Here is a 21,492-nt window from a genome sequence, read left to right on the forward strand (position 1 = left end):
CCTCTATCCCGCGCTGACCGCCGGTGCCTGCGGCTTCCTGGCCAAGGACGTCGCTCCCGACGAACTCCTCGACGCCATCCGCCGGCTCAGAAGTGGTGCGGCGGCTTGTCGTCGAGGAATCGGCGGATGTCGGCCGGGTCGGCGCCGGCCCGGTGCTCGCCCCAGCCGGTGTCGGTCTCGTCCGAACTCGTCTCGGGCAGGAGGTCGTCCCAGCCGAAGCGGTCGTGCCGCTTCGGCTCGTCCGGTCCGTTCGCCTCGCGCACTTCCGCCTCCGCCATCACACCAGTGTGCCGGCGCTCCGGCGCGGGCCGCGTCACGCGGCCTCGAGCCCCTGGGCGGTGGCCAGCTCGCGCAGTTCGACCAGCGCCTGCTTCTCGATCTGCCGGATCCGCTCGCGGGTGAGCCCGAGTTGCTTGCCGACCTCGGTGAGCGTGTGCTCCTTGCCGTCGGCCATGCCGTAGCGCGCCCGCAGGATGGTGGCCGTACGGCCGTCGAGGCGACCCACCAGGTCCGCTATCTGCTCCCGGCGCAGCGTCGCGAGGGTGATGTCCTCCGGGGTCAACGGGTCGGTCTCCTGGACCAGTTCGCCCAGTTCGGTCTCGCCGTCGTCACCCACGGGGGTGTCCAGGCTGATCGGGTCGCGCGCCCAGCCGATCACGTCGACCACCCGCTCGGGTGTGGTGCCCACGATCTCGGCGATCTCCGGGAACTCGGGGTCGCGACCGTGGTCACGGGCGAACTCGCGCTGCACGCGGCGGATCTTGCTGAGCTCCTCGACCAGGTGCACGGGCAGTCGCACGGTGCGGGCCTGATCGGCCATCGCCCGGGTGATCGCCTGCCGGATCCACCACGTGGCGTAGGTGGAGAACTTGAAGCCCTTCGCGTAGTCGAACTTCTCGACCGCGCGGACCAGGCCCACGTTGCCCTCCTGGACCAGATCCAGGAACGGCATCCCGCTGCGCGGATAGCGCCGCGCGACGGAGACCACCAGACGCAGGTTGGCCTGGATGAACAACTCCTTGGCCGCCGCTCCGCGCGCGATCAGCGCGTCGAGTTCGGCCCTGTCGACTCCCTCGGGTACGGCGTCCTCGTCGATCAGTTTCTGCGCGTAGAGTCCGGCCTCGATGTCCTTCGACATCTCCACCTCGCGCTCCGCGTCCAAGAGCTTCGTGCGGCTGATCTCGTCCAGGTACACACCGACCGTGTCGCGCTCGACGTCGGCGGCCTTCCGCGTGCGGGAAGCCGCCACTCGCTCGGCGCCCTGTCGGGCCACACCACGTGTAGTCGGCATGCTCTAGCCCTCGCTTTCATTCGCGTTCGTCAACATTTCGAACGAACGAGAAGCCTGTGGTATTCCATCCGGAGATGTACTGTTGAAAGGTTGGCCGATAGCGGCCTTCATCAGCGCCTGCCCGGCCTCGGGCTCCGCATGCACGCTCCGGAGTGCCTACGATCGGCTCAACGGCCGAGGAGCCCCGGATGTTCCTAAGGCCCGGGTGGGAGCGGGTGCGCGGACTCCGGGAGGGCGGCCTCGACCCGGCGGCGGACGTCGCCTCACCCACCGTGGGGCGGTCCGGTGCGACGTGGCGCGCGACTGCCCGACCGACCACTTCCGGCCGGCCGATCTCGGCCGCGCCGAGTTCGTACGCGGTCTACCGCTCGCCTCCCGGGAGTACGACGTGCATGAACGACTCGTCGTGCCGGAATCCGAGGCGCTCGTACACCGTCCGGGCCGGATTGCCCTCGGTGACCGCGAGGCCGATCGCGGGCAGCCCGGCGCGCGCGGCGAGGCCGAGCGTGTGGCGCAACAGCCGGGCACCGAGGCCGGTGTACGCGGGGTCGGGGTCGCGGAAGACCTCGCTGATCCACGGCCCGAGTTGTTCGGCGTCGTTGACCAGCACCGCCGCGACCACCCGCCCCCGATCCAGCGCCACCACGCTCGCGTCGAGCAGGGGCCCGAGCGCACGTCCGTGGTACAGGACGTCCAGGTCCTCGGGGTTGGGACGCGACGTGCCGTCGGGATGTCCGGGCGGATAGGCGGCGATCCAGGAGTCGTACAGCGCCGAGGGCGGCACGGACGTCACCGGTCGCACCTCGATGCGCGGATCCGCCCAGGCGTGGCCGTCGGCCCGCGGATCCAACTCGCGGGCGTACCGGTGCAGATGCCGCACCAGACGGCCGCCCGACGCGATCAGCACCGCACCGGTGTCCGCGTGCGCCGACACGACCCATCCGGGGAGCGCGGTCAGGATGGCGGGGGCCGCCGCCTCGGCCGGTAGTCGATGCAGCCGCAGGTCGAGCGCGGCCGGTCGGCCCGAGCGGTTGCCGAGCCGGTAGTCGGCGACGAGCGTCCCGTCCCGATCGAAGACGGTTCCCCGCGTACGCACACTTTCGTCGGTGGTCATGAGGTTCATTCTTCGATGCCCGAGCAAGTCGTTTACCTCCTCGGTCGCGCCCTCTGCCCCCTCGCCAGGATCACCCGGCACACCGGTCGTCGCATTTCCCGCGCACACCAGAACATGCGCGGAGAGTGATCGCCCCCGAAACTGACATACATGGATAAAATCTCACTCCGGACGGCCACGAGGGAGCAGCTCGCCTCGGCCCGCGGCACCTCGTCGGGCCGCAGCTCGACCGCCATGCTCGGCGGCTCCCGCCGCCGGTTGCGGCAGACGCTGATCGCCCTCACGGCGGGCAACTCGCTGGATCAACCCGAGAGCCCGGGCGAGGCCTCCCTGATCGTGCTGACCGGCCATATCCGGCTGACCGCGGGCGACGACTCCGTCGAGGGCGCCTCCGGCGACCTGCTCGTCGTCCCCGGGGAGCCGCACACAGTGGAGGCCGTCGAGGACTCGGCCGTCATCCTGACCGTCGGCACATCGGCGGCTACCCCTGGCGCTTGATCCACTCGCCGCCGCCGAGCGGGTAGTCGTAGCCGGGGCGGGTCGAACCGGCGCTGGTGCGGAACGGCTTGCCCTTGTTGTCGACCTTGACCGTGCCGCGTCGACCGTCGGCGGCGGACCAGTCCAGGGTGAGATCCCAGCGCACGTCGTGGGCCTTGGTGTGCACCGTGACGTAGAAGACCTCGGGATCGGTGGCACTGACCTTGTACGGGAAGTCGCGTTGGCCGTTCTTCGCGGTGACGGTGGGGCTGCCCCGGTCGAGGTCGATGTCGAAGGACTTGGTGGCGACGTCGCCGCCGCAGCCGACGCCCATCGCGTAGTCGTTCCAGGCGAGGGGCGCGCCCTTGGCGACGACGCGGACGTGCAGCGCCTCCAGGACGATCGTTTCCCGTTCGCGGCCCTGGACGGTGAGGGCGATCTGCTGCTCGTCCGAGGACACCGCGCCGTACGCGCCGGACCAGCGCACCGCGTCCGCCTCGCCGGCGGGCGGGCCGACCTGCTCGGGGGCGCTGTAGACGAGGAAGTGTTGGCTGCACGGGTTGCTGTAGACGTAGGGGCGTACGGCGACGCCGAGCGGGTCGTTGCCCGAGGAGGCTCCCGTGCTCGGTGTGCCGCCCTTCGAGGCGTCGGGCGCGACCTTGCCGGTCGGGGTGGTGCCGGGCGGGGGCGAGGCCGATCCGGTGCCGGTGCCGGCGGTCGGCGGGGAGGCGGGGGCGGGCCCGGCGGGCCGGTCGCCGGCGGCCGGCGGGGCGGTGGGCACGGGGCCGGAGTCGGCCGCCGTGCGGGCGCCGGAATCGTCGCCGTCGTCGCCGGACAGCGGGTACGCGACGACCAACACGGCGCCGAGCACGGCCGCTGCCGCGGCGAGGGTGACCGCGGCCCGGCGACGGCGCGCGGGGGTGGGGGTCGGCACGTGCGGCGGTCCGACGACCGTCACCGTGTCGTCGCCCCCCGGGCCCTGCTCGAACGAGCCGGCCGGGGGCACTCCGGCCGAGCCCGAGAAGCCGACCGAAGCCGCTTCACGAGAAGCCGCCGAGCCGGCCGGGGACGCCCCGGAGCCAGAAGCCACAGCAGCAGCACCACCCCCGGCTTCCGCGCCCGAGCCCACCCCCGGCCGGGCACCTCCGCCCGTCTGGCCCACCCCGACATCCCGACCCACGCCCGAAGACGATTCGGCCAAGCCCGGACGCAAACCCCCAGTCGCACCCGAACCCCCAGCCGAGGCCCGACCCGGGCTCGGAGCCTCAGCCGGAGCCGCAAGCCCGGGCGAGGCAGAGGCCGAGGCCGAAGCCTCGCCCGAGGTCGGCGTCGGGGTTGAGACCTCAACCGGAGCCGGGGCGGGGGCCGCCGTCGGGGTCGGCGCCGAGGCCGGAGCCTCAGTCGACGTCGATGCCAAGACCGGCGCCGGAGCCGAGGCCCCGGCCGCAACGTGGCCCCCGGCCGGGGCCGAGGCCGAAACCCCGGCGGCACTCGAACGCGCCACCTCGGCGACAGCCGAAGCCTCAGCGTCAGCCGGAACCGGAGCCCCGGCAGGAATCGAGGGCGAAGTCGGCCCCGAAGGCGAAGCCCCCGCAGGAGGCGTAGTCGGGCCCGGATCCGAGCCCTCCGCCGGGGCCGAGGCCACAGTCGGCCCCTGTCCCCCGGCCGGGGCCCAGGCCAAAGCCCCGGCGGGAGCCGGAGGCGAGGGCGGGCCCGATGCCGGACCCCCGACAGGAGCCGGGGGCGGGGTCGCGGCCGAGGCCGGCCCCCCGGCGGGAGCCGAGGGCGGGTCCGAGGCCGAAGCCCCTACAGGAGCCGAGGGCGAGGGTGTGGCCGAGGGCGGACCCCCGGCGGGGGTCGGGGGCACGGGCGGGTCCGAGGGGGAAGTCCCCGCCGGAGGTGAAGTCGGGTCCGGGGCCGAGGTCCCGGCCGGCGCCGGCGTACGCGGACCGGCCGTAGCCGGCCGGCGGCCCCGCATCGCGTCGGCCAGGATCCAGTGTCGGTGCAGCTCCACCAGCTCCTGCGGGGTCGCCCGGCACGCCCTCGCGAAGCGCTCCACCGGGGCGTACTCGTTCGGCACCGCGGTGCCGTTGCAGTAGCGGTGCAGTGTCGAGGTGCCCATGTGCAGCCGCTTGGCCAGCGCCCCGTAGCTGAGCCCCGAGCGATCCTTCAGCCCCCGCAACAGACGCGCGAACGCCTCCGTTTCCGCTGCTCCCGCTGCCTCCGACACCCGTTCCTCCATCGCCCCGTGTCCCAAGCCGGCGTTCCAGGGGTCCGGCGTTTCCCCTGGTCAGACCCGGTTTCGCCGTTCCGGCGTCCCCAATCGGCCGCTGTCCGTAGCGGCTGGGACGAACCCTGCCACAGGCTCGTGGTCGTTCAAGCAGCGCATCACCGAACTCCCGAGGAGCCCGATCACATGTCCCGCGTCCGCACTTCCCGTACCCGTCTCGCCGGTGTCACGACGCTCGCGCTGGCCGCGCTCCTCCTGACCGCGTGCAACAACGACTCGGACAAGGACGGCAAGCCCGCCGCCGCCCCCGCCGTGGCCACCCCGCCCAGCGCCCCCGCGGCCGCCGCACCGACCGCGGCGCCGATCGCCTCGACCCCCGTCGGCGCCCCCTCCTCCCGACCCGCCTCCTCGAACACCAAGCCGGGCGCGGCCTCCGGCCAGGACTCGGGCGGGCGCAGCGATTCCGACAACGCGGTCACCTGCGAGGGCTCCAACACCAAGACCGTCGCGGCCCCGCTGAACCGCCCGATCAACCACGTGCTCCTGACCGTCACCAACACCGGCGGCAAGATGTGCTTCCTCTACGGCTACCCGGCCCTGCGCTTCGGCGAGGCCCAGTCCGTACCCCCGGTCATCGACGAGTCGAAGCCCCAGGCGGTCGTCACGCTCAAGCCCGGCGAGTCCGGCTACGCCTCCGTCAGCCTGTCCGCCGCGGACGGCAGCGGCGGTACCGGTCACACCGAGAAGACCCTCACCGTCTACTTCCACGGCCCCTCGGGCAACCAAAACGTCGGCAGGGGCGCCACCCCGTCGCTGCCCGCCCAGGGCCTGTTCATCGACGATTCCCTCAAGACCACCTACTGGCAGCAGTCCATGGACGACGCCACCAGCTGGTAGCCCGCCCCGGGCGCCGGGCCGGCACGGCCCGAAAACGCCCCGACGTCCACCCGACCCCGTCCGCTATCCTGTGCGCGGGATCCGATCCCGGGGACCGAAAGCCCATCGCCCCCGGACCCGGTTCCCCGCCCCGCCTCCATAGCTCAGGGGATAGAGCACCGCTCTCCTAAAGCGGGTGTCGCAGGTTCAAATCCTGCTGGGGGCACACAGCCTGACCAGGCAGGAAACCCCGGCCCCGGCCGGGGTTTCGTGGTTCGTGGGACGGGTCGTGGGACGAACAGAATCGATCATGGTTCGCGACCTACCCTCCGGCCATGGCCGACCGAACGAAGCGCCGCCCTCGCGGTTACATCGAGCAACTCCCCAGCGGCTCCTGGCGGGCCGTGGTGTACGCGGGCATCGACCCGCTCACCAAAGAACCGCGGCGCCTGCGCGAGACCTGCCCCACCGAACCCGAGGCCGAGAAGGCCAAGACCCGCCTCCAGGCCCTCGTCGACGCCCGACAACACCCGCGCAGCCGCATCACGCTCGCCGACCTGATGACGAAGTGGCTGGAGATCGCGGAACACGAGGACAGCACCAGCGAACGCTACGAACAACTCAACCGGCTCTACATCGTCCCCACGCTCGGCGCCGAACAGGTCGCGACCGTGGACGCCGAACTCCTGGAACGCTTCTACGCCCGGCTGCGGCTGTGCAAGGAGCTGTGCTCGGGAAAGAAGCGCGCCGGCCACACGTGCGTCCCGCTCGCCGCCAACACGGTCCGCAAAATCCACTTCATGCTCAGCGGCGCCTTCGGCCGCGGCGTCCGATGGAAGTACCTGACCGTCAACGAGGTCGACCTGGCCCAGCCCCCGGCGTTCGAGCCGTCCACGCCCGACCCGCCCTCGGCCGCCGAGGCCGCCCGCCTCCTCAACACCGCGTGGGTGCGCGACCTGGACTGGGGCACGATGCTCTTCGTCGCGATGGTCGCCGGGTGCCGCCGCGGCGAACTCTGCGGACTCCGCTGGCGCGACGTCGACTTCGACGCGCGCATCCTGTCCGTGCAGAACGCGACAGACAGGCACAGCAACCTGAAGGCCACCAAGACCCGCCAGGCCCGCCGCATCGCGTTCGACGAGATCACGGGCGACCTGCTGCTCGCCCTCCACGCCCGCCACGCGGCGCGCTGCCGTCAGCTCGAAGTCGAGCCGACGGACGACGCGTTCGTCTTCTCGCTCGACCCGCAGGGCGCGACCCCCTGGAAGAAGGCGAGCGTCACCCAGAAGTACCGCCGCCTGGCCCTCGCGGTCGGCCTGCGCAGCACCCGCATCCAGGCCCTACGCCACTACTCCGCGACCGAGCTCGTCTCCGCGGGCGTCGACCTGCGCACCGTCTCGGGCCGCCTGGGCCACGGCAGCGGCGGCGCCACGACCCTGCGGATGTACGCGGCCTGGGTCAGCGAAGCCGACAAACGCGCCGCCGCGATCCTCGCCCCGAACCTCCCGGGCCCGACCGACGCCCCACCCCGAGAGCCGGTCCACCCGTGGGAACTCATCGCGGCCGAACTGGAGAAGGCCATCCGCAACGGCACCCACCCAGCCGGCCAACCACTGCCCCCGGTCAAGGAACTCGCCGAAACCCACGCCGTCACCGCAAGCACCGCCCACCGCGCCATCACCCACCTGGCCACCCTCGGCCTGGTCATCACCGCCAGAGGCAAACGCACAACCGTCGCCGAACTCCCCGAGGCCGCCACGGTGAACGCGAACGAGACAGGTCAACTGGCTTGCGCCTGCGGCAGCACCGGCCCGTGGAGCACCATCACGCTGGGGAAGCACCCACAGGCAACATGCGCAACATGCGGCGCCGAGGCGGACCTCCCAACCCCCAATCCATCAACGCAGCGTAACCAAGCCGAGGAATCAGGGCGGCTGGCGCCGTAGCGTCATCCGGGGACCCGTAGTCCTCGGATCGCGTCCCACAATGCCCAGAATAGGGATCGCGTCTCAACATGTGGACATCGGCTTGATTCTGGGAATTCTGGGACGTGATCCGACTCATCCACAGGAGCCGTGAGCCGCGTACACACTCGCCGGTCGCCAGACACGCGGAGTGACATGAGGCCCGAACCCGGTCGGATCGCACGTAGTCCCCCTGCGACCGATCCTCGGCTGGCAGGATGTATCGGGCTGGGTGGACGAGCTTCGAGAACCGGTTCTGGCCGTACAGCACTGGGGGAATCGTGGTCGGCGAAATCGTGGGGATCTCCGCAGGGGTCCTGGCACTGGTGGGGGGCGGCTTCTTCTGGCGGTACGCCATTGCCAGGGCGTTTACCAGGACGGTCATGCTTTCGTTCCGCGGGCCGCTCAATCGAGCCATGGAGCGGTTCCGGATCGTCGAGATCGCCGAGATCATTCAGACCGATCAATCGGACCCGTTGGATTCCATCATTCTGTATCTCAGCTCCGACTTCCTGGCGCGGCTTGAGGACGACGAAGGCGGGGAGTGGACCGAGGCCGAACCCGGGATCTTCACCCGACAGACATTTGACGGCGTTGAAAGCATCATCACCGTGCCATCGGAACTCCGGAACAAGTGGCGCACGTATCTGCGTTCCCCGAGCCCATCTCAGGCGGCTCGGAATATCAGCCTGGATTGGGTCAAGAGACAGAGCAAGATCACTGGTTCGCGAAGGATCGACCGTCGCGTGACCGTTAGCACAACCGGAATGGCCGACGATCCGGACGTACCGCTGGCCGTGGCTGACATCAGCACGGGTCTGGCCAACCTGTTTCATCTGCTCGGGCCGCCACCCCACGGGCGAGCGTCGCAAGCTGGAGCTTTTCTCGCCGACGGACCTGGGGGTACACGACCGTGACCGACGTCCCACCACCGGGAAATCCCGGCGCCGACCGGAGTCCGTTGGACTTTGCGCTCCAATGGGCTCAACTACCCCCCGAGCACCTACAGATCGCCTTGGCCGCCCTGGAACCTGAACTCGCCAGAAGGCACAATCTCAAGCGCCTCGAAGCCGAGCTCCAAGCCCAAGAGAGCCAGAACCAGAGAAGCCACAGGCTGTTCATGTGCGGGCTGTGGATGGGGCTCGCCATCGTTCTCGTCATGCTTGGCTGCGGTGCCTACGTCGGCCTGAACGGCCATCCATGGCTTGCCACCATGTTCGCGGGACCAAGCGTGCCAGCTCTAGCAACCTTGTTCGTGCTGCGACACAACGACAAAACACTCACCCAAGCCCTCGTACGCTCCAACAACGCCGTTCTCGGTGCCCTCCAAGCCCCACCCAGCCCCGGCAACGCCCCCACGGGCGGATCAGGCGGCGCGATCGTCTAGGGCACCTGCTTGCGCGACTACGTGCGTGATGGTTCGCATCCTTGGGGAGCCGCTCCAGGTCGGCCGAAGCCTTGACCTGTAGCGTTCCTGGCACCCGAGGACTACAGGAGCCCGTCATGTCGAGCCCGCTGGACCCGCTGGCGGACAGGTCGCTGTCGTTGCAGTTGGCAGATCTGCTCAGGGAGCAGATCCTGGCCGGCACACGCGCGTCCGGGAGCAAGCTGCCATCCGAGAGCGAGTTTCAGAACGAGTTCGGAGTCAGCCGTACAGTCGTTCGGACTGCCTTGGGCACGTTGGTGGCCGAGGGCCTTGTCGTGACCCGGAAGGGCTTCGGGTCTTTCGTGCGGGAGGATCGCCCGTTGCGTCGGGTGTCCTCCTCCTCTCGGCACAGTGCGCACCGAGCCTCGGGACTGCCGATCTTCGACACCGAGGCAACCGCCCAAGGCCAGGTGCCCTCTCGCCGGATGCTCAAGGTCGGGAAGGATGCCGTCCCACGCGACGTGGCCGACTGGTTGCGAGTGAGCAGCCCGGCTCAGGCAGTCGTGCGGAAGCGGCTGCAGCTACTCGACGGTGAGCCCGCCGTGATTTCCACGAGCTACTACCCGCTCTGGCTCGCGGCCGGGACGGGCTTGGAGTCGTCCGAGGCTCTCCCCGCTGGCCCGGATGCGTACATCGAGTCGCTCGGGCATCGGTTCGTTCGGGGAATCGAAGTGTTCCGGGCCAGGATGCCGTCGCCTGACGAGGCGCGCATGTTGCAGCTCGACCGCGGCGTTCCCGTGGTGCGGATGCTGCACATCGACTTCGACGCGGACGGCCGAACCTTGCAGGTCGCCGATGATCTGTACGCGGCCGATCGACACGAGTTCGCGTTCGAGTGGGAAGAACCGACCGAGGAGTCCGCATGACAAGAACGTGGCCGCTGGACTGGGATCAGTTGGTCAAGGGCGTCGGCTGTTCGATGTGCGCTTCGGAGCGTCTCGACCGGGACCAGTACGGCGTTCGGATCCACACAGGGCGGTACAGCGATTCGTACCTGCAACGGGCTGATGTGCAGCGCGGATACACCCTGGTGATCTGGCGTGGGCGCCACGTTTCCGAGCCGACCGAACTCACGGAGGCCGAGGCCAACGGGTACTGGGCGGACGTCCTGGACGTCGCGCGCGGGCTCATCGCGCACTATCAACCGCTGAAACTGAACTACGAGACGCTCGGCAACTCGCTGCCTCACCTGCACACCCACCTGGTGCCGAGGTACGTCGCCGACCCCGCCCCCGGCGCGCCGTTCCCCTTGTTGCCAGTCGACGACACCTTCCCGATCCTGCCTGAGGATCAGGTCGAGGCCGAGGCTCGCGCGCTGCAATCCTTGATCACGCAGAGGTAATTCCTGGAGACGGAACGTACTTCAGGGGCTTGCATGTCGAATCCTGTAGTCCTAGGGTTACAAGTGACGTCAGAGAGAACCACGGTTGATGTCTCTGAACCACAGACATGCAAGTGCCCCGGCGCTCGGGGTCACGGTGCTCGAACACCGTGCGAGTGCCGGGGCGATACATCGGACTCTGTCTAGGAGATGCGATGCCCGATCAGGGTATCGGCGGTGCGGGTGTGCCCGCACGTGCCGTTCAGGCCAGGACCGTGACGTTCAAGCGTCGCGGGGTTACGCACACCACCCAGCAGCTCACGATCGGTCTGGACGAGGCCGCTGCGGCGCTGGGGGTCAGCTACATGACGCTCTACCGGGCGGTCCGGGAGGACGAGTTCCCCGGTATCAAGGTGCGGGGGCGGATCCTCGTGCCGGTCAAGGCCTTGGAGTTGCTGCTCGACACCGCCGTGCGGTCCGGAGAGTTGGTCGACGCCGCCGTGTGGACGGCGGCGTGGATCGCGGTGCCGTCGACGGCGGTTTCCTCGGACGAGGGTGCCGCGTGATGGCGGCGGAGGCGGTTCGGCAGGTCGAGGGTCGGCAGGAGGACAGGAACACGCGGGCCGTGTTGCTGACCGGAGTGCTGATGGCCCTGCTGTCCGAGGTCGAGGGTCTGCCGAGTGTGTTCCAGTGGCGGACTACTCCCCGGACGCCGTGGTCGGAGGCCGACGCGGTCGAGATCTCGGGTCATCAGACCGTGCCGGTCCGCTTGGCCCTGCTCGCGGAGATCGCCGGTCGAACCGGCGGCTCGGTCACGGAAAGGCCGTTCGTAGGGGGCTTGGGCGTCATGGTCCGCGCGGAGTTCGTGCGGGCCGGTGTCCGGGTGGACCTGTGGACGGGCTACGAGCCGCCGCGGCCGGTGACGGCGGAGAGTGCCGTCGCGACACCGTCACTCGGGGATCCCTCGTGAGGCCGCCCTCGGGCTCGCCTTCGTGGGTCTCCACAGATGCCCGTCGTGTCGGTCCGGGAGTGGGTGTGCGACAGCACCTCGATGGCGAAACGCCATGCCACTGGTCCGCGTTGGACGGGGAGACGTATATGGACGCCTCCCTCGTCCACGACCCGTCCCGCGTGGTGGCGCCCTCGATCGTCAGGGCGACCGAGGACGGCGCCCGATGAACGCGCGTGGTGTGATCGACCTGTCCGTGCTCCTTCCGGGTCCGTCTTCCGCCCAGGTCGTCCTCGCGAAGGCCATCGAATCGGCGGAGGCGGCCGAAGCTCGGCGCAGGGCCGCTCAGATCGCTGCGGATCGTCTCGCGGAGGGCGCCGAGGCCGAGGTTCGGGCGACGCGCGAGCAGGCCGAGTTGATCGTGTCGAGTGCGCGTTCGTCGGCCGATGTGTTGCGGACGGACGCGCTGGCCGCTGCCGAGGTGATCCGCACGGACGCGGCCGGATACGCCAAGCGCCTCCGGGAGGACGCCGAATCCGACACGGAGCAGGCCCGGCTCGCGGTGGAGGCCGCGCACGCCGAGGTCGAGCGGTTGCAGTCCCAGGCGGCTGAACGGGCCTCCCGGCAGGCCGAGTTGCTGGCACGCGCGCGGGCCGCCGCCGAGGCCGAGGCGGAGCGCTTGGTCCAGGACGCGCGGGCCGAGGCCGAGCGCCTGGTCGAGGACGAGCGGGAACAGGCCAGGTGCGTCGCTGCTCTCGCGGCCCGGGAGATCGGTATGGAGCGGTCGCGCCTGACCGGGTTGAACGAGCGCCTGGCGGCCGATCGTGCGGCGTTCGAGGCCGAGATGGTGGCCAGGGGTCGCCGGGGCTCGTTCGTCACGAGGGCGCTGCCGTGGGTGGCGCTGGTGGCGGCGATCTGCCTGACGGCGTCGGGCGAGTTCGCGTTGTTCGTCGCGTTGGGGTTCGGGGCCTGGTCGTACGCGGCGCCGGTGTGCATCGACGCGTATGTGGTCGCCTCGTTCCGGGCTCGGCGCGAGGTGTTCCCCGCGGTGCTCGTGATGATCGTGGCGAACTCGATCTCGCACCTGTTGCCGGTGGGGCATCCCCCGGTCGCGGTGGTGGTCGCGGTGAGTGCGCTCGCGCCGCTGATCCTGTGGCGCGTCCATGTCCTGATCCACGCGGGCGCGCACGTGGCGTCCGATCCCGCCGATGCGCCGCTTCCGGACCGCGACGACGACGTGCTTCCCGGGAACGAGGAAACCGCCTTCGACCTGGACGGGAAGCGGCTCGGCGCCGACGCGGAGGCCGGTACGGGAAGCACTCCGGCGGCGGTTCGGGAAGCGACTGTTCCGGCTCGTCGGGAAGCGGTGCGGAAGCGGGCCGCGCAGCCATCGCGGAAGTCGTCCGGGAAGCGGGCGGCGGATCCGGTCGGGAGACGTGCGCACGAGGACCTGGTGGATGAGTTGCTGGCCGAGCTGACCCGGAAGGGGACGCGGATGTCGTATCGGGAGGCCCAGACGTTCCTGAGGGTTCGGTTCGACGACGCCAAGGCCGCGCTGAACGAGGCGTACGGGCGGCTGGCCGAGGCAGGCGTCGTCGTTCCCACCGGCTTGTCCGTCGTTCCGGAGACGAGCGAGGAGGCGACGCGATGAAGAGCACGCCGATGCGGTCGCGCGTGGTGATCGTGAACACGTGGGTGTCGGTGGCGTCGGGGACGTGGCAGATCGACGCGGCCTGTCGTGGCTCCGACCCCGAACTGTTCGTGGACGACGTCGCCTACGGCTCGGGGAACGTGGCCTATCCCGCTGATGTGAGGCCCGCGCGGGTGCGGCAGGCGTTGGCGATCTGCGCCCGCTGCCCGGTGCGGCGCGAGTGCCTGGCCGACGCGCGGGCGGCGGACGACCGGTGGACGATCCGGGGCGGCGAGACGGTGGCCGAGCGCCTGCCGCACGCGGACTCCGATGCTGCCGCCTCCGGCGCGGCGTGAAAGGGGGATCGACATGTTCCGTCGTATCAAGTCCTGGTGGGGACGCCGCGGTTCGTCGTCCTGGTCGACGTGCACGGTCGGCGAGATGCAGGCGTTGCTCGCATGGGCGGTGACGGACGCGGCTCGCTGCGTCCGCGTGGACGGGTCGGTGACCGTGACCTCGCCCGGAACGCTCCAGTCGCAGCTCCTGCGGGCGATCGAAGGCGTCGCGTACGCACACGCCCTGCTGGAGCACCACGCGCTCCAGGCCGATCTGCTGCAGGTCGGCCCCGCGTTCGTCGCGAACCTGGAGGACGCGCACTCGACCCTGTACTCGGCGTTGGACGCCGTCCGCCGGGTGGCGATGCTCACCGCGGTACCCGACCAGGACGACGCGGGCCCGGGTGGACCGGAGGCCCCGCCGGTGCCGGCCGCTCCGGTGGCGCCGGGCGTGTCCGGGGTGCTGCGTCTGGGGCCGTTCGTCCCGCCGATCGATCCGTTCTCGAAGTCCTGACCGGGCTCCGTCCGGTCCCGGCCTGCACGGTCGGGACCGGACGGAGCGGGCCACGGCCTGCGATCCGTCGATCCGATCCACACGAGCCTGGGGGCCGTTCATGTCCAATCCGATCCTCGGGGACACCGAGCTGATCACCGATGTCGCGCTGCGCGAGTACTGCGACCGGGCGCGGAAGGCGTTCCGACTGCTGGCGATCGAACTGAACGTGAGCGCCGAGGAGTTGCAGGCGTTCCTGAAGGAGGTACCGGACCCGCCGGCCGGGAGCGGGTTCAGCCCCTCCCACAAGCGGGCCCGGTTGATCGCCGGTCACGTCCGTACGGCGGCCGACGCGTCGCAGCACGCGGCGGCGTCGATGGTCCGCGCGTGGCGGAGCTTCGAGAGGCAGTACGAGCTGGAGATGAACCCGACCAAGAAGAAGTCCGCCCGCGCGTTCGGGTTCGAGGGGAACTGACATGGCGACCGGTCCTGCGGCGAAGGCCGCGACACAGGCCGCCGGGGCGATCGTCGCCCGGCTGATGCCGTTCACCCCGCCCTGGCTCCTGGCGGGGGCGACGTTCGGGGCGGCGAACGTCACCCACACCGCGTGGGTCGACCAGCCCGGCCCGGTGATGGCCGCCACCCTCGCCTCCGCCGCGCTCACCGCAGGCACGGCGAAGGTGGCGCCGGACAGTGCGCCGTTGTGGCGGTGGCACGCGACCGCGACCACCGCGCTGGCCACCGGCGCGATGCCGTTGTCGGCGACGGTGGACCCGATGTCGCCGGGCGCGTTGTCGGCCTGGGCGATCCTGGGCATCGGAACCGCGTTGTCGTGGAACATCCGCAAGCTCACGCGGAACGGCGGCGAGACCAAGGCCCTGCCCGCCGGTGCCGGATCGGACCTGTTCGACAAGGTGGCCCGGCTCAAGGGCACCAAGGTTCTCGACCCGGTAATCGAGGGGCAAAAGCTCACGGCCACGCTGGAGTTGCCCCCGGGCGAGTTGACGGTGGACGACGTGCAGAGCTCGCGCAAGCACCTGGCCGGAGCACTGGGGATCCACGAGCGCGGGGTCACCGTGCGGGAGGACCCGGAGCGGAGCGACCGCGCGCACCTGTCCATCGTGGTCAGGGACCTGCTGAAGGAGCCGATCCCCTGGCCCGGCCCGTCCCGCCCCGGGGCGTGCATCTCGGAACCGATCCGGCACGGCATCTACGACGACGGCCGACCGGCCGAGTTCTGGCTGCCGGGCGATCCGGGCGGGAAGGGCCGGCCGCCGCGGCCGGTCACGCACCTGCTGTTCTCCGGGATGACGGGTGCGGGCAAGGGCGAGTCGATGATCGACATCGTCGCGGAGATCGCCACGCGGCGTCGGGTGGCGATGTGGATGGGCGACCCGGGCAAGGGCTCGCAGACTCTCCAGGACATCGCCGACGCGTTCGAGTGGGTGGCCATCGGGGTGGCCCGTACCCGTGCGCTGATCAACGCCTTGCCCGATGTGATCACCGCGCGGGCCGACCGGCTCGGCCGCTGGGGCTACAAGCAGTGGGTGCCCGAGGTCTACGACCGGTACGGCATGCCGTTCCTGTACGTGCACATCGAAGAGGCGTCCCGGGTTCTCGCGGGCAACAAGGCCTGGGTGATCGCGGGGCAGGAGGCGCGTTCGGCGGGCGTCTCGCTCGGCGCCAGCGCGCAGGTCTTCGACCACACCGTGATCCCGCGCAAGAGCCGCGGCCAGTTTCCCGGCGGCCTCATCCACGGCCAGGGCGAGGACATCGACGCCTCGTACGTCACGCCGGACGAGGTCACCGAGGCGGGCGGGGACCCGGTCCGCTGGGGCAACACACAGCCCGGCATGCACTATCTGGTCGCGCCGGGTGTGCCCCGTGGGCTGTGGGCGACGCCGGTCCGCTCGTACATGTCCGACCCGGAGAAGTTGCGCAAGGTCATCGCGGTCCACAAGGCCCTGCGCGCCGTCTCCGATCCGGTCACCGTCAAGGCGGCCGGTGCCGCGTTCGCCAATCGCGGCAACCCCATCTCGCTCAAGGAGGCCGTGGCCGACGCGCGTTCCGACGCGGCCGGTTCGGAGGAGAACGTGAACGAGACCGACGACGCGATGGACGCGCCGGTCGCGTTCGAGCCCCCGGTCGACAGCGACGCCGAGGACCTGGGCGACGTCGACATCGACCAGGAGATCCCGACGACCGGCCGTCCGGCGACGGCGTTCGCCGAGACGAACCCGTTCAAGCCGACGCCGGCCCAGGCCCGCGCCGCGCTCGAAGGGGTCATCGAGCGGCTGCGGATCGAGGGCCGGGAGGCATTCGCGCCGAACGACCTGGCGGCCACGCTGACCGCCATCGACCGCAAGCGGCCCTGGCTCCAGGGCGAGTTGGCGAAGTTGGTCGAGGCCGGGCGGCTGGATCGTCCGGAGACCGGCACGTACCGCTGGACCGACCGGTGGCAGGACGCATCCGCCCTGGTCGAAGTGCCCTGACACCTCTGACAGTCAAAAACCGTCTGACACCCCTCACACGCATGCGCGGGGGAAAGCGGGCGGGCTGACACCTCTGACATCCGACATCCGACACCTGGAGACGACCATGTCCGACCCCACCGTCCACGCCCCGGGCGCCGACGCTGACCCGGTGCCGATCGCCGCGTTACACCGCCGCATCGCCGAGACGACCGGCAACCTCCGCGCGGCCGACCAGAAGGCCTCGATCCTGCTCGCCGCCGCCGGCCTCGCCGCCGCGTCCGGAAGCGACGTCGACCAGAGCCTGCTCTCCGTCGCCACGGTGGTCTCCCTCGGGACGACCGCCGTGCTCCTGGCGCTCGTCCTGGTCCCGCGCGGCGCGCTGTCCGTGCGTGCGGGCCGCGACGCCGAGATGGACCTGGTGCTCCGCGTGGTCGACGCAGCGGAGCGGCCCCGGGCGCTGACCCGGGAGTTGACCGAGCTGTCCGAGATCGCGACCCGCAAGTATTCGCTAATTCGCGCGGCGCTGTTCCAACTTGCCGTCACCGCAGTGCTGTTCGGCATCGCCCGCGTCCTCTAGCGCTGCCTCGGGACGACCGCCCATCCGACAAGACGTCGATCGCCCCGAGCCCCTACCCGCATCACACGAGACAGGAGATCGTCATGCACCGCATCGTCTGGACCGAGGACCGGCGTCGGGCCGAGATCGACGGCCTGGCCGCGTCACTGCGTTCGTCCGAGCGCCAGATGCTCGCCGCGAACCGACAGGCCGCGAACCCTCGCATCGCCACCGAGTACCGCGAGCAGGCCTACACCGCTGCCGGGAGGTACGGCGAGGAAATCGCGAAGTACCGGCGCCTGCTCGACGGGCTGCGCGCGGGTGCCGACCCGGCCGATCTCGGCTACCAGGGCTGACCAGCCACCCGATAGGAGCCGGCCACTACGGCAACGCTGCACCCCGGGGCGACCGCCCATCCGACAAGACGTCGGTCGCCCCGGGCCCCTACCCGCATCACACGAGACAGGGACCACCATCATGGCCGATGACGACACAACCACCTACACCGCCGACGTGGTGTGCGTCCGCGACGACGACCACGTGTTGCTGATCGAGCGGGACTGGCCACCGTTCAAGGGCGCCTGGGCCCTGCCGGGCGGCTGGGTCGACGAGGGCGAAACGAACCTCGCGGCCGCCGTGCGCGAACTGGCCGAGGAGACCGGGGTACGGGTCGCGACCGGAGACCTGCGCGAGATCGGCGTCTGGGGCGAGCCCGGTCGGGACCCGCGCGGGTTGTTCGTCACCACCGCGTATCTCGCCGTGGTTCCTTCCGGCACTGTCGCCAGGGCGGGGGACGACGCCCGGGACGCCCGCTGGTGGCCGCTCGACGCCCTGCCGGACCTGGCGTTCGACCACACCCGGATCCTCCTCACGGCCCAGGAGGAACTGCGGACCCGAACCACAACGATTCCCACGCCCGACGCCGGCGCCGCCTCGGCCACGAACCCGGTGCCGTCCCGCGGCCCCGGTACGGTCGAGGACGAACCGGACGTACGGATCGTCTCGTTCGGCTACGGCCACGGACCGGCCCCGACCGCCGACCTGACCTACGACCTGCGCCGCAGGTTCCGCAACCCGCACGCCGACCCGGCGATGCGCGAGCTGACCGGCCTCGACCGGGCGGTGTACGACCACGTCCTCGCCACCCCCGGAATCGACCGGGTCGCCCGGTCCGCGGCCGACCTCGCCGCAGACCTCCGCCTCGGGCTGGGCGCCGGGCCGATCACGGTCGCGACCGGCTGCGTCGGTGGCCGGCACCGCTCGGTCGCACTGGCCTGTCGGATCGCCGAGGTGCTGACCGACTACGGCGCCCTCGTCGACCTGGTCCACCGCGACGTCCACCGCCCACTGCTTGCCGACCGGCACCACGGCGACGTCGAACCGAACCGGTAGTCCGTGCGATCCGCCGTCCCGACCGAACCCGAGCGGCCGGTCGGAACGGCTGCAACCGCGTGAAAGCCCCCTACCGAACCGCACGATCGGATGAGATGCCGGTGAGCGACACAACCGTGGCCCCGGGCTTCGTGCCCGGGGCCATCCCCATGCCACAACCCTCGTATTCCGCGTTCGACCGGATCACGGCCGCACTCCGGAATCGCGGGCAACGCCATAGCGGGCCGAACTGGCAGTGCCCCGCCCACGACGACAACAATCCTTCGCTGTCCGTTTCTCGCGGCAGTGACGGAACAGCCGCCGTGCTCTACTGCCACGCAGGCTGCTCGGCCGAGGCCGTGGTCGATGCCCTCGGAATGACACTCGCAGATCTGTACGACGAACCAGGTCGGAATCCGCGCGGCACGCGGCGGCGCAAGGTCGCGGAATACCCGTACTGCGACGAGCACGGCGAGGTGCTCTTTCTCGTGGAGCGTTGGGAGCCCGGCAAGAACGGCCATGCCAAGGACTTCCTGCGGGCCCGGCCGGGCGGCGCTTACGGCGCCAGGGGCATCCGCCAGGTCCTCTATCGGCTGCCCGCCGTCCTCCAGGAGGCCGCCGCAGCTGGCACCGTCCTCGTGGTCGAGGGCGAGAAGGACGTCGACAGCCTGACCGCTCTCAGCACCGTGGCCACCTGCAGCCCGGGTGGCGCCGGGAAATGGCGGGACGAGTACAGCCAAGCGCTGCGCGGCGCCAGCCAGGTCGTCGTCATCGCCGATCGGGACGAGCCGGGCCGCCGGCATGCCGGCCAGGTCGCGGATTCCCTGCGTCGCGCCGGAATTCCGGTAGTGGTGAAGGAACCGGCGACCGGCAAGGACGTCACCGATCACCTTGCCGCCGGGCTCGGGTTCGACGATCTCGTGGACGCCGATCCGCGTCCCACAATTCCCACAATGCCTCCGCGATCCCAGGATTCGGGATCGGCTCACGTTTCTGGGGATTCCGGGACTCGGATCGACGACGAGTGGGACGAGCCGATCCCGGTCGACGTCCGGCCCCTGCCGCCCTTTCCGACACAACGCCTGGGCGAACTCGCGGAATTCGTCGATGCTACAGCCGCCTCGCTCCAAGTGCCGCCGGACCTGGTGGCGTTCGCGGCGCTGGCGACGATCTCGACCGCCACCGGGGGACGTCGACAGGTGCGCGTCAAGCCCGATTGGCACGAGTCGCTCGCGCTCTACCTCGCGGCTCTCGCCGACTCGTCCGACAAGAAGACGCCTGCGCTCAACGCCGCCGCGGCCCCGCTGCGTCGGATCGAGACCGAGCTGATCGAGGCCGCCATGCCCGATCTGGAGGCGACCGCCCAGGAGATCCGGATCACACAGGGACGAATGGCGAAGGCCGAGCAGAAGGCGGTCAACGCGGACCGTCCCGAGGACGCGCTCGCGGATGCCGAGTCCGCGCGCATGAAGCTGCTCGAGCTGGGCGAGACTCCTGCTCCCCCGCGGCTGCTCATCCGGGACGCCACCCTCGAAGCGATCAGCATGCGCATGGCGGAGAACGGCGGCCGCATCGGCACACTCGCGTCGGAGGCCGGGCTGCTCAAGGTCGCCGCCGGGATGTACGGCAACAAGGGCCAGGCCAATACGGACCTCTTGCTGGAGGCCTACACCGGCAGCCCCTACACGATCGACCGAACCGGTCGGGCGTCGGCGCGCATGGACCGCACGTTCATCGCCATCGGCCTGCTCCTCCAGCCCGGTGTCCTGGCCGGCATCGAGACGAAGAATCCGGAGTTCCGCGAGAACGGCCTCCTCGGCCGCTTCCTGTACGCCCGTCCCGCGCCGACCACGGACGACACGTTCGACTCCCCTGCCGTGCCACCCGAGATCGCCGCCGCGTACAGCCGACGCATCCGCGCAATCGTCGAACGCGTCTGGCGCGACGACCAGGTCCTCACCCTCGAACTCGACGAAGGCGCCCGTGCCCTCTTCGCCGACTTCTACAACGACTTCGCGAGCCGTCGAAAGCCCGGCGGCGACCTGCACACCGTCGCCGACTGGGCGGGCAAGTTCCGCGGCCAACTCATCCGCATCGCCGCCTGCCTCACCGTCTACGAGGCTCCGTCGTCGACCCTCATCACCCGCGACCGCATGGCCGACGTCCTGGCGCTGGCCCCGTACCTGATCGCCCACGCCAAGGCCGTGTTCGACCTGATGGGCGCCGACAGCGAGACCCGCCTCACCCCACTGCGCGACCTGCTGGCCTGGTTGCGCGGCCGACCCGAGCCAACGGCCGACTTCTCCGCTCGGGACGCGTGGCAGGCAGTGAAGGGGCGACGCTGGGCGAAGGAGATGGAAGACGTCTCCGACGCCTTGGGTGACCTCGAAGAGCACGGTTGGATCGCGGCGCTTCCGCCCCCGGAGCGGCCTCCGGGTAGCAAGGGACGGAAGCGTTCACCGAGGTTCGCCGCGCATCCCAAAGTCGCCGCCGCGAACGCGTGAGGATCGACGGCGTGTCAGTCGGTGCCGAGGTCCAGCCGAATGAGCCTGAGCAGTTCGGCAAGGGCGTCCTCGGTCGCGTTCGCCTGGTCGCGGTAGGCCGAGTCGACCCGTAGTGCCCCGTCGACGACGCGGTCACGGAGGGCGCGCAACGCCCGGAACATCCGGTCCGAGGCCTCCACGACCGCCATCGGGGCGACCACGGCGACCTGGTAGCGCCGGTCGTACACGCCGCTGTCGTAGAAGGCCGCCACCGCCTTCTCGGCTCTCACGTTCGGCGGTGTGGCGGCGTCGCGTGCCGCGGCTCGTATGTCGACCCGCGTTCGGGATAGGGCGGCCAGGTAGTCGGCGTAGGCACCTCGCCGCACCGTCAGGTCGTCGGCCAGGCGCTCACGGCGAGACCTCGATCGTTCCGTCACCACGGTTGCCGAGATGCCGATCAGGGCCCCGGCGAGTGTGCTGATCAGCGTCGTCCATTCCATGA

23 protein-coding genes, 1 tRNA gene and 1 pseudogene are annotated in these 21,492 nt (G+C 70.6%); 19 read left to right on the forward strand and 6 right to left on the reverse strand.

Annotation, left to right across the window (positions count from 1 at the left end; genetic code table 11):
* Nucleotides 1–86: 86 nt before the first annotated feature.
* The 3 genes from ACFRCG_RS23770 to ACFRCG_RS23780 all read right to left on the reverse strand — a co-directional run bounded on the left by ACFRCG_RS23770 (nucleotide 87) and on the right by ACFRCG_RS23780 (nucleotide 2,405).
* On the reverse strand, nucleotides 87–278 hold the full coding sequence (locus ACFRCG_RS23770) for a hypothetical protein (protein ID WP_380034475.1): 192 nt from the start codon (nucleotides 276–278) through the stop codon (nucleotides 87–89).
* A 35-nt stretch (nucleotides 279–313) separates the two neighbouring features.
* Nucleotides 314–1,291 (reverse strand): RNA polymerase sigma factor RpoD/SigA, encoded by a 978-nt coding sequence (locus ACFRCG_RS23775; protein ID WP_380009147.1) that lies wholly within the window; start codon nucleotides 1,289–1,291, stop codon nucleotides 314–316.
* A gap of 361 nt (nucleotides 1,292–1,652) precedes the next feature.
* Complete coding sequence (locus ACFRCG_RS23780; protein WP_380034477.1) at nucleotides 1,653–2,405, reverse strand: GNAT family N-acetyltransferase; 753 nt, start codon at nucleotides 2,403–2,405, stop codon at nucleotides 1,653–1,655.
* A 150-nt stretch (nucleotides 2,406–2,555) separates the two neighbouring features.
* Between ACFRCG_RS23780 and ACFRCG_RS23785 the strand changes: the two genes are divergently transcribed.
* Nucleotides 2,556–2,903: a LuxR family transcriptional regulator gene (locus ACFRCG_RS23785; RefSeq protein WP_380034479.1), complete on the forward strand. Its 348-nt coding sequence runs from the start codon at nucleotides 2,556–2,558 to the stop codon at nucleotides 2,901–2,903.
* Here ACFRCG_RS23785 and ACFRCG_RS23790 read toward each other — a convergent pair.
* Nucleotides 2,887–3,840 carry a transcriptional regulator gene (locus tag ACFRCG_RS23790; protein ID WP_380034661.1) on the reverse strand — a complete coding sequence of 318 codons (954 nt, stop codon included), beginning with the start codon at nucleotides 3,838–3,840 and terminating at the stop codon, nucleotides 2,887–2,889. The genes ACFRCG_RS23785 and ACFRCG_RS23790 overlap by 17 nt on opposite strands.
* Before the next feature lie 1,107 nt (nucleotides 3,841–4,947).
* Nucleotides 4,948–5,124: pseudogene (locus tag ACFRCG_RS23795) on the reverse strand (helix-turn-helix domain-containing protein); the annotation flags it as partial.
* Between the two features lie 174 nt (nucleotides 5,125–5,298).
* Between ACFRCG_RS23795 and ACFRCG_RS23800 the strand changes: the two are divergent.
* The 18 genes from ACFRCG_RS23800 to ACFRCG_RS23885 all read left to right on the forward strand — a co-directional run bounded on the left by ACFRCG_RS23800 (nucleotide 5,299) and on the right by ACFRCG_RS23885 (nucleotide 21,011).
* On the forward strand, nucleotides 5,299–6,009 hold the full coding sequence (locus ACFRCG_RS23800) for a DUF4232 domain-containing protein (RefSeq protein WP_380034481.1): 711 nt from the start codon (nucleotides 5,299–5,301) through the stop codon (nucleotides 6,007–6,009).
* A 132-nt stretch (nucleotides 6,010–6,141) separates the two neighbouring features.
* Nucleotides 6,142–6,214 (forward strand) — tRNA-Arg (locus ACFRCG_RS23805).
* Nucleotides 6,215–6,323: 109 nt separating this feature from the next.
* Nucleotides 6,324–7,934, forward strand: coding sequence for a tyrosine-type recombinase/integrase (locus ACFRCG_RS23810; RefSeq protein ID WP_380034483.1), 1,611 nt, complete (start codon nucleotides 6,324–6,326; stop codon nucleotides 7,932–7,934).
* A gap of 299 nt (nucleotides 7,935–8,233) precedes the next feature.
* The gene (locus tag ACFRCG_RS23815) at nucleotides 8,234–8,869 is read left to right on the forward strand and encodes a hypothetical protein (protein ID WP_380034485.1); all 636 of its coding nucleotides are present in this window, start codon (nucleotides 8,234–8,236) and stop codon (nucleotides 8,867–8,869) included.
* Nucleotides 8,866–9,339 carry a hypothetical protein gene (locus ACFRCG_RS23820; protein WP_380034487.1) on the forward strand — a complete coding sequence of 158 codons (474 nt, stop codon included), beginning with the start codon at nucleotides 8,866–8,868 and terminating at the stop codon, nucleotides 9,337–9,339. The genes ACFRCG_RS23815 and ACFRCG_RS23820 overlap by 4 nt, the downstream gene beginning before the upstream one ends.
* A 116-nt stretch (nucleotides 9,340–9,455) precedes the next feature.
* Entirely contained in the window at nucleotides 9,456–10,244 is a 789-nt protein-coding gene (locus tag ACFRCG_RS23825; RefSeq protein WP_380034489.1) for a GntR family transcriptional regulator, read from the forward strand.
* The gene (locus ACFRCG_RS23830) at nucleotides 10,241–10,720 is read left to right on the forward strand and encodes an HIT family protein (RefSeq protein ID WP_380034491.1); all 480 of its coding nucleotides are present in this window, start codon (nucleotides 10,241–10,243) and stop codon (nucleotides 10,718–10,720) included. Before ACFRCG_RS23825 ends, ACFRCG_RS23830 begins: the two co-directional genes overlap by 4 nt.
* A gap of 194 nt (nucleotides 10,721–10,914) precedes the next feature.
* The gene (locus ACFRCG_RS23835; protein ID WP_380034493.1) at nucleotides 10,915–11,265 is read left to right on the forward strand and encodes a helix-turn-helix domain-containing protein; all 351 of its coding nucleotides are present in this window, start codon (nucleotides 10,915–10,917) and stop codon (nucleotides 11,263–11,265) included.
* Nucleotides 11,265–11,669, forward strand: a complete 405-nt coding sequence (locus ACFRCG_RS23840) for a hypothetical protein (protein WP_380034495.1) — start codon at nucleotides 11,265–11,267, stop codon at nucleotides 11,667–11,669. The genes ACFRCG_RS23835 and ACFRCG_RS23840 overlap by 1 nt, the downstream gene beginning before the upstream one ends.
* Before the next feature lie 205 nt (nucleotides 11,670–11,874).
* Entirely contained in the window at nucleotides 11,875–13,299 is a 1,425-nt protein-coding gene (locus ACFRCG_RS23845) for a hypothetical protein (RefSeq protein ID WP_380034497.1), read from the forward strand.
* Nucleotides 13,296–13,634 carry a WhiB family transcriptional regulator gene (locus ACFRCG_RS23850; RefSeq protein WP_380034499.1) on the forward strand — a complete coding sequence of 113 codons (339 nt, stop codon included), beginning with the start codon at nucleotides 13,296–13,298 and terminating at the stop codon, nucleotides 13,632–13,634. The genes ACFRCG_RS23845 and ACFRCG_RS23850 overlap by 4 nt, the downstream gene beginning before the upstream one ends.
* Nucleotides 13,635–13,647: 13 nt before the next feature.
* A complete protein-coding gene (locus ACFRCG_RS23855) occupies nucleotides 13,648–14,127 on the forward strand; it encodes a hypothetical protein (protein ID WP_380034501.1) in 480 nt (159 codons plus the stop codon).
* Between the two features lie 100 nt (nucleotides 14,128–14,227).
* Nucleotides 14,228–14,581, forward strand: a complete 354-nt coding sequence (gene traA / locus ACFRCG_RS23860) for a plasmid transfer protein TraA (protein ID WP_380034503.1) — start codon at nucleotides 14,228–14,230, stop codon at nucleotides 14,579–14,581.
* 1 nt (nucleotide 14,582) lies between these two features.
* Entirely contained in the window at nucleotides 14,583–16,598 is a 2,016-nt protein-coding gene (locus tag ACFRCG_RS23865; RefSeq protein WP_380034504.1) for a hypothetical protein, read from the forward strand.
* Between the two features lie 106 nt (nucleotides 16,599–16,704).
* Nucleotides 16,705–17,157 carry a hypothetical protein gene (locus ACFRCG_RS23870; protein ID WP_380034506.1) on the forward strand — a complete coding sequence of 151 codons (453 nt, stop codon included), beginning with the start codon at nucleotides 16,705–16,707 and terminating at the stop codon, nucleotides 17,155–17,157.
* 83 nt (nucleotides 17,158–17,240) lie between these two features.
* On the forward strand, nucleotides 17,241–17,492 hold the full coding sequence (locus ACFRCG_RS23875; RefSeq protein WP_380034508.1) for a hypothetical protein: 252 nt from the start codon (nucleotides 17,241–17,243) through the stop codon (nucleotides 17,490–17,492).
* 121 nt (nucleotides 17,493–17,613) lie between these two features.
* On the forward strand, nucleotides 17,614–18,528 hold the full coding sequence (locus tag ACFRCG_RS23880) for an NUDIX domain-containing protein (protein ID WP_380034510.1): 915 nt from the start codon (nucleotides 17,614–17,616) through the stop codon (nucleotides 18,526–18,528).
* Nucleotides 18,529–18,884: 356 nt separating this feature from the next.
* On the forward strand, nucleotides 18,885–21,011 hold the full coding sequence (locus tag ACFRCG_RS23885) for a DUF3987 domain-containing protein (protein WP_380034512.1): 2,127 nt from the start codon (nucleotides 18,885–18,887) through the stop codon (nucleotides 21,009–21,011).
* A 14-nt stretch (nucleotides 21,012–21,025) separates the two neighbouring features.
* Here the strand turns inward: ACFRCG_RS23885 and ACFRCG_RS23890 are convergent, their stop codons facing one another.
* Nucleotides 21,026–21,490, reverse strand: coding sequence for a hypothetical protein (locus ACFRCG_RS23890; RefSeq protein ID WP_380034514.1), 465 nt, complete (start codon nucleotides 21,488–21,490; stop codon nucleotides 21,026–21,028).
* Nucleotides 21,491–21,492: the final 2 nt, after the last annotated feature.

Origin of the sequence: Embleya sp. NPDC056575 (genome assembly GCF_042793325.1) — a bacterium.
GTDB lineage: Bacteria > Actinomycetota > Actinomycetes > Streptomycetales > Streptomycetaceae > Embleya.

Bases quoted from the DNA above. Each gene is read 5' to 3' on its own strand.
- ACFRCG_RS23770 (WP_380034475.1), bottom strand. From the start codon at position 278: ATGGCGGAGGCGGAAGTGCGCGAGGCGAACGGACCGGACGAGCCGAAG.
- ACFRCG_RS23775 (WP_380009147.1), bottom strand. From the start codon at position 1,291: ATGCCGACTACACGTGGTGTGGCCCGACAGGGCGCCGAGCGAGTGGCG.
- ACFRCG_RS23780 (WP_380034477.1), bottom strand. From the start codon at position 2,405: ATGACCACCGACGAAAGTGTGCGTACGCGGGGAACCGTCTTCGATCGG.
- ACFRCG_RS23785 (WP_380034479.1), top strand. From the start codon at position 2,556: ATGGATAAAATCTCACTCCGGACGGCCACGAGGGAGCAGCTCGCCTCG.
- ACFRCG_RS23800 (WP_380034481.1), top strand. From the start codon at position 5,299: ATGTCCCGCGTCCGCACTTCCCGTACCCGTCTCGCCGGTGTCACGACG.
- ACFRCG_RS23810 (WP_380034483.1), top strand. From the start codon at position 6,324: ATGGCCGACCGAACGAAGCGCCGCCCTCGCGGTTACATCGAGCAACTC.
- ACFRCG_RS23825 (WP_380034489.1), top strand. From the start codon at position 9,456: ATGTCGAGCCCGCTGGACCCGCTGGCGGACAGGTCGCTGTCGTTGCAG.
- ACFRCG_RS23830 (WP_380034491.1), top strand. From the start codon at position 10,241: ATGACAAGAACGTGGCCGCTGGACTGGGATCAGTTGGTCAAGGGCGTC.
- ACFRCG_RS23835 (WP_380034493.1), top strand. From the start codon at position 10,915: ATGCCCGATCAGGGTATCGGCGGTGCGGGTGTGCCCGCACGTGCCGTT.
- ACFRCG_RS23840 (WP_380034495.1), top strand. From the start codon at position 11,265: ATGGCGGCGGAGGCGGTTCGGCAGGTCGAGGGTCGGCAGGAGGACAGG.
- ACFRCG_RS23845 (WP_380034497.1), top strand. From the start codon at position 11,875: ATGAACGCGCGTGGTGTGATCGACCTGTCCGTGCTCCTTCCGGGTCCG.
- ACFRCG_RS23850 (WP_380034499.1), top strand. From the start codon at position 13,296: ATGAAGAGCACGCCGATGCGGTCGCGCGTGGTGATCGTGAACACGTGG.
- ACFRCG_RS23855 (WP_380034501.1), top strand. From the start codon at position 13,648: ATGTTCCGTCGTATCAAGTCCTGGTGGGGACGCCGCGGTTCGTCGTCC.
- traA (WP_380034503.1), top strand. From the start codon at position 14,228: ATGTCCAATCCGATCCTCGGGGACACCGAGCTGATCACCGATGTCGCG.
- ACFRCG_RS23865 (WP_380034504.1), top strand. From the start codon at position 14,583: ATGGCGACCGGTCCTGCGGCGAAGGCCGCGACACAGGCCGCCGGGGCG.
- ACFRCG_RS23870 (WP_380034506.1), top strand. From the start codon at position 16,705: ATGTCCGACCCCACCGTCCACGCCCCGGGCGCCGACGCTGACCCGGTG.
- ACFRCG_RS23875 (WP_380034508.1), top strand. From the start codon at position 17,241: ATGCACCGCATCGTCTGGACCGAGGACCGGCGTCGGGCCGAGATCGAC.
- ACFRCG_RS23880 (WP_380034510.1), top strand. From the start codon at position 17,614: ATGGCCGATGACGACACAACCACCTACACCGCCGACGTGGTGTGCGTC.
- ACFRCG_RS23885 (WP_380034512.1), top strand. From the start codon at position 18,885: ATGACACTCGCAGATCTGTACGACGAACCAGGTCGGAATCCGCGCGGC.
- ACFRCG_RS23890 (WP_380034514.1), bottom strand. From the start codon at position 21,490: ATGGAATGGACGACGCTGATCAGCACACTCGCCGGGGCCCTGATCGGC.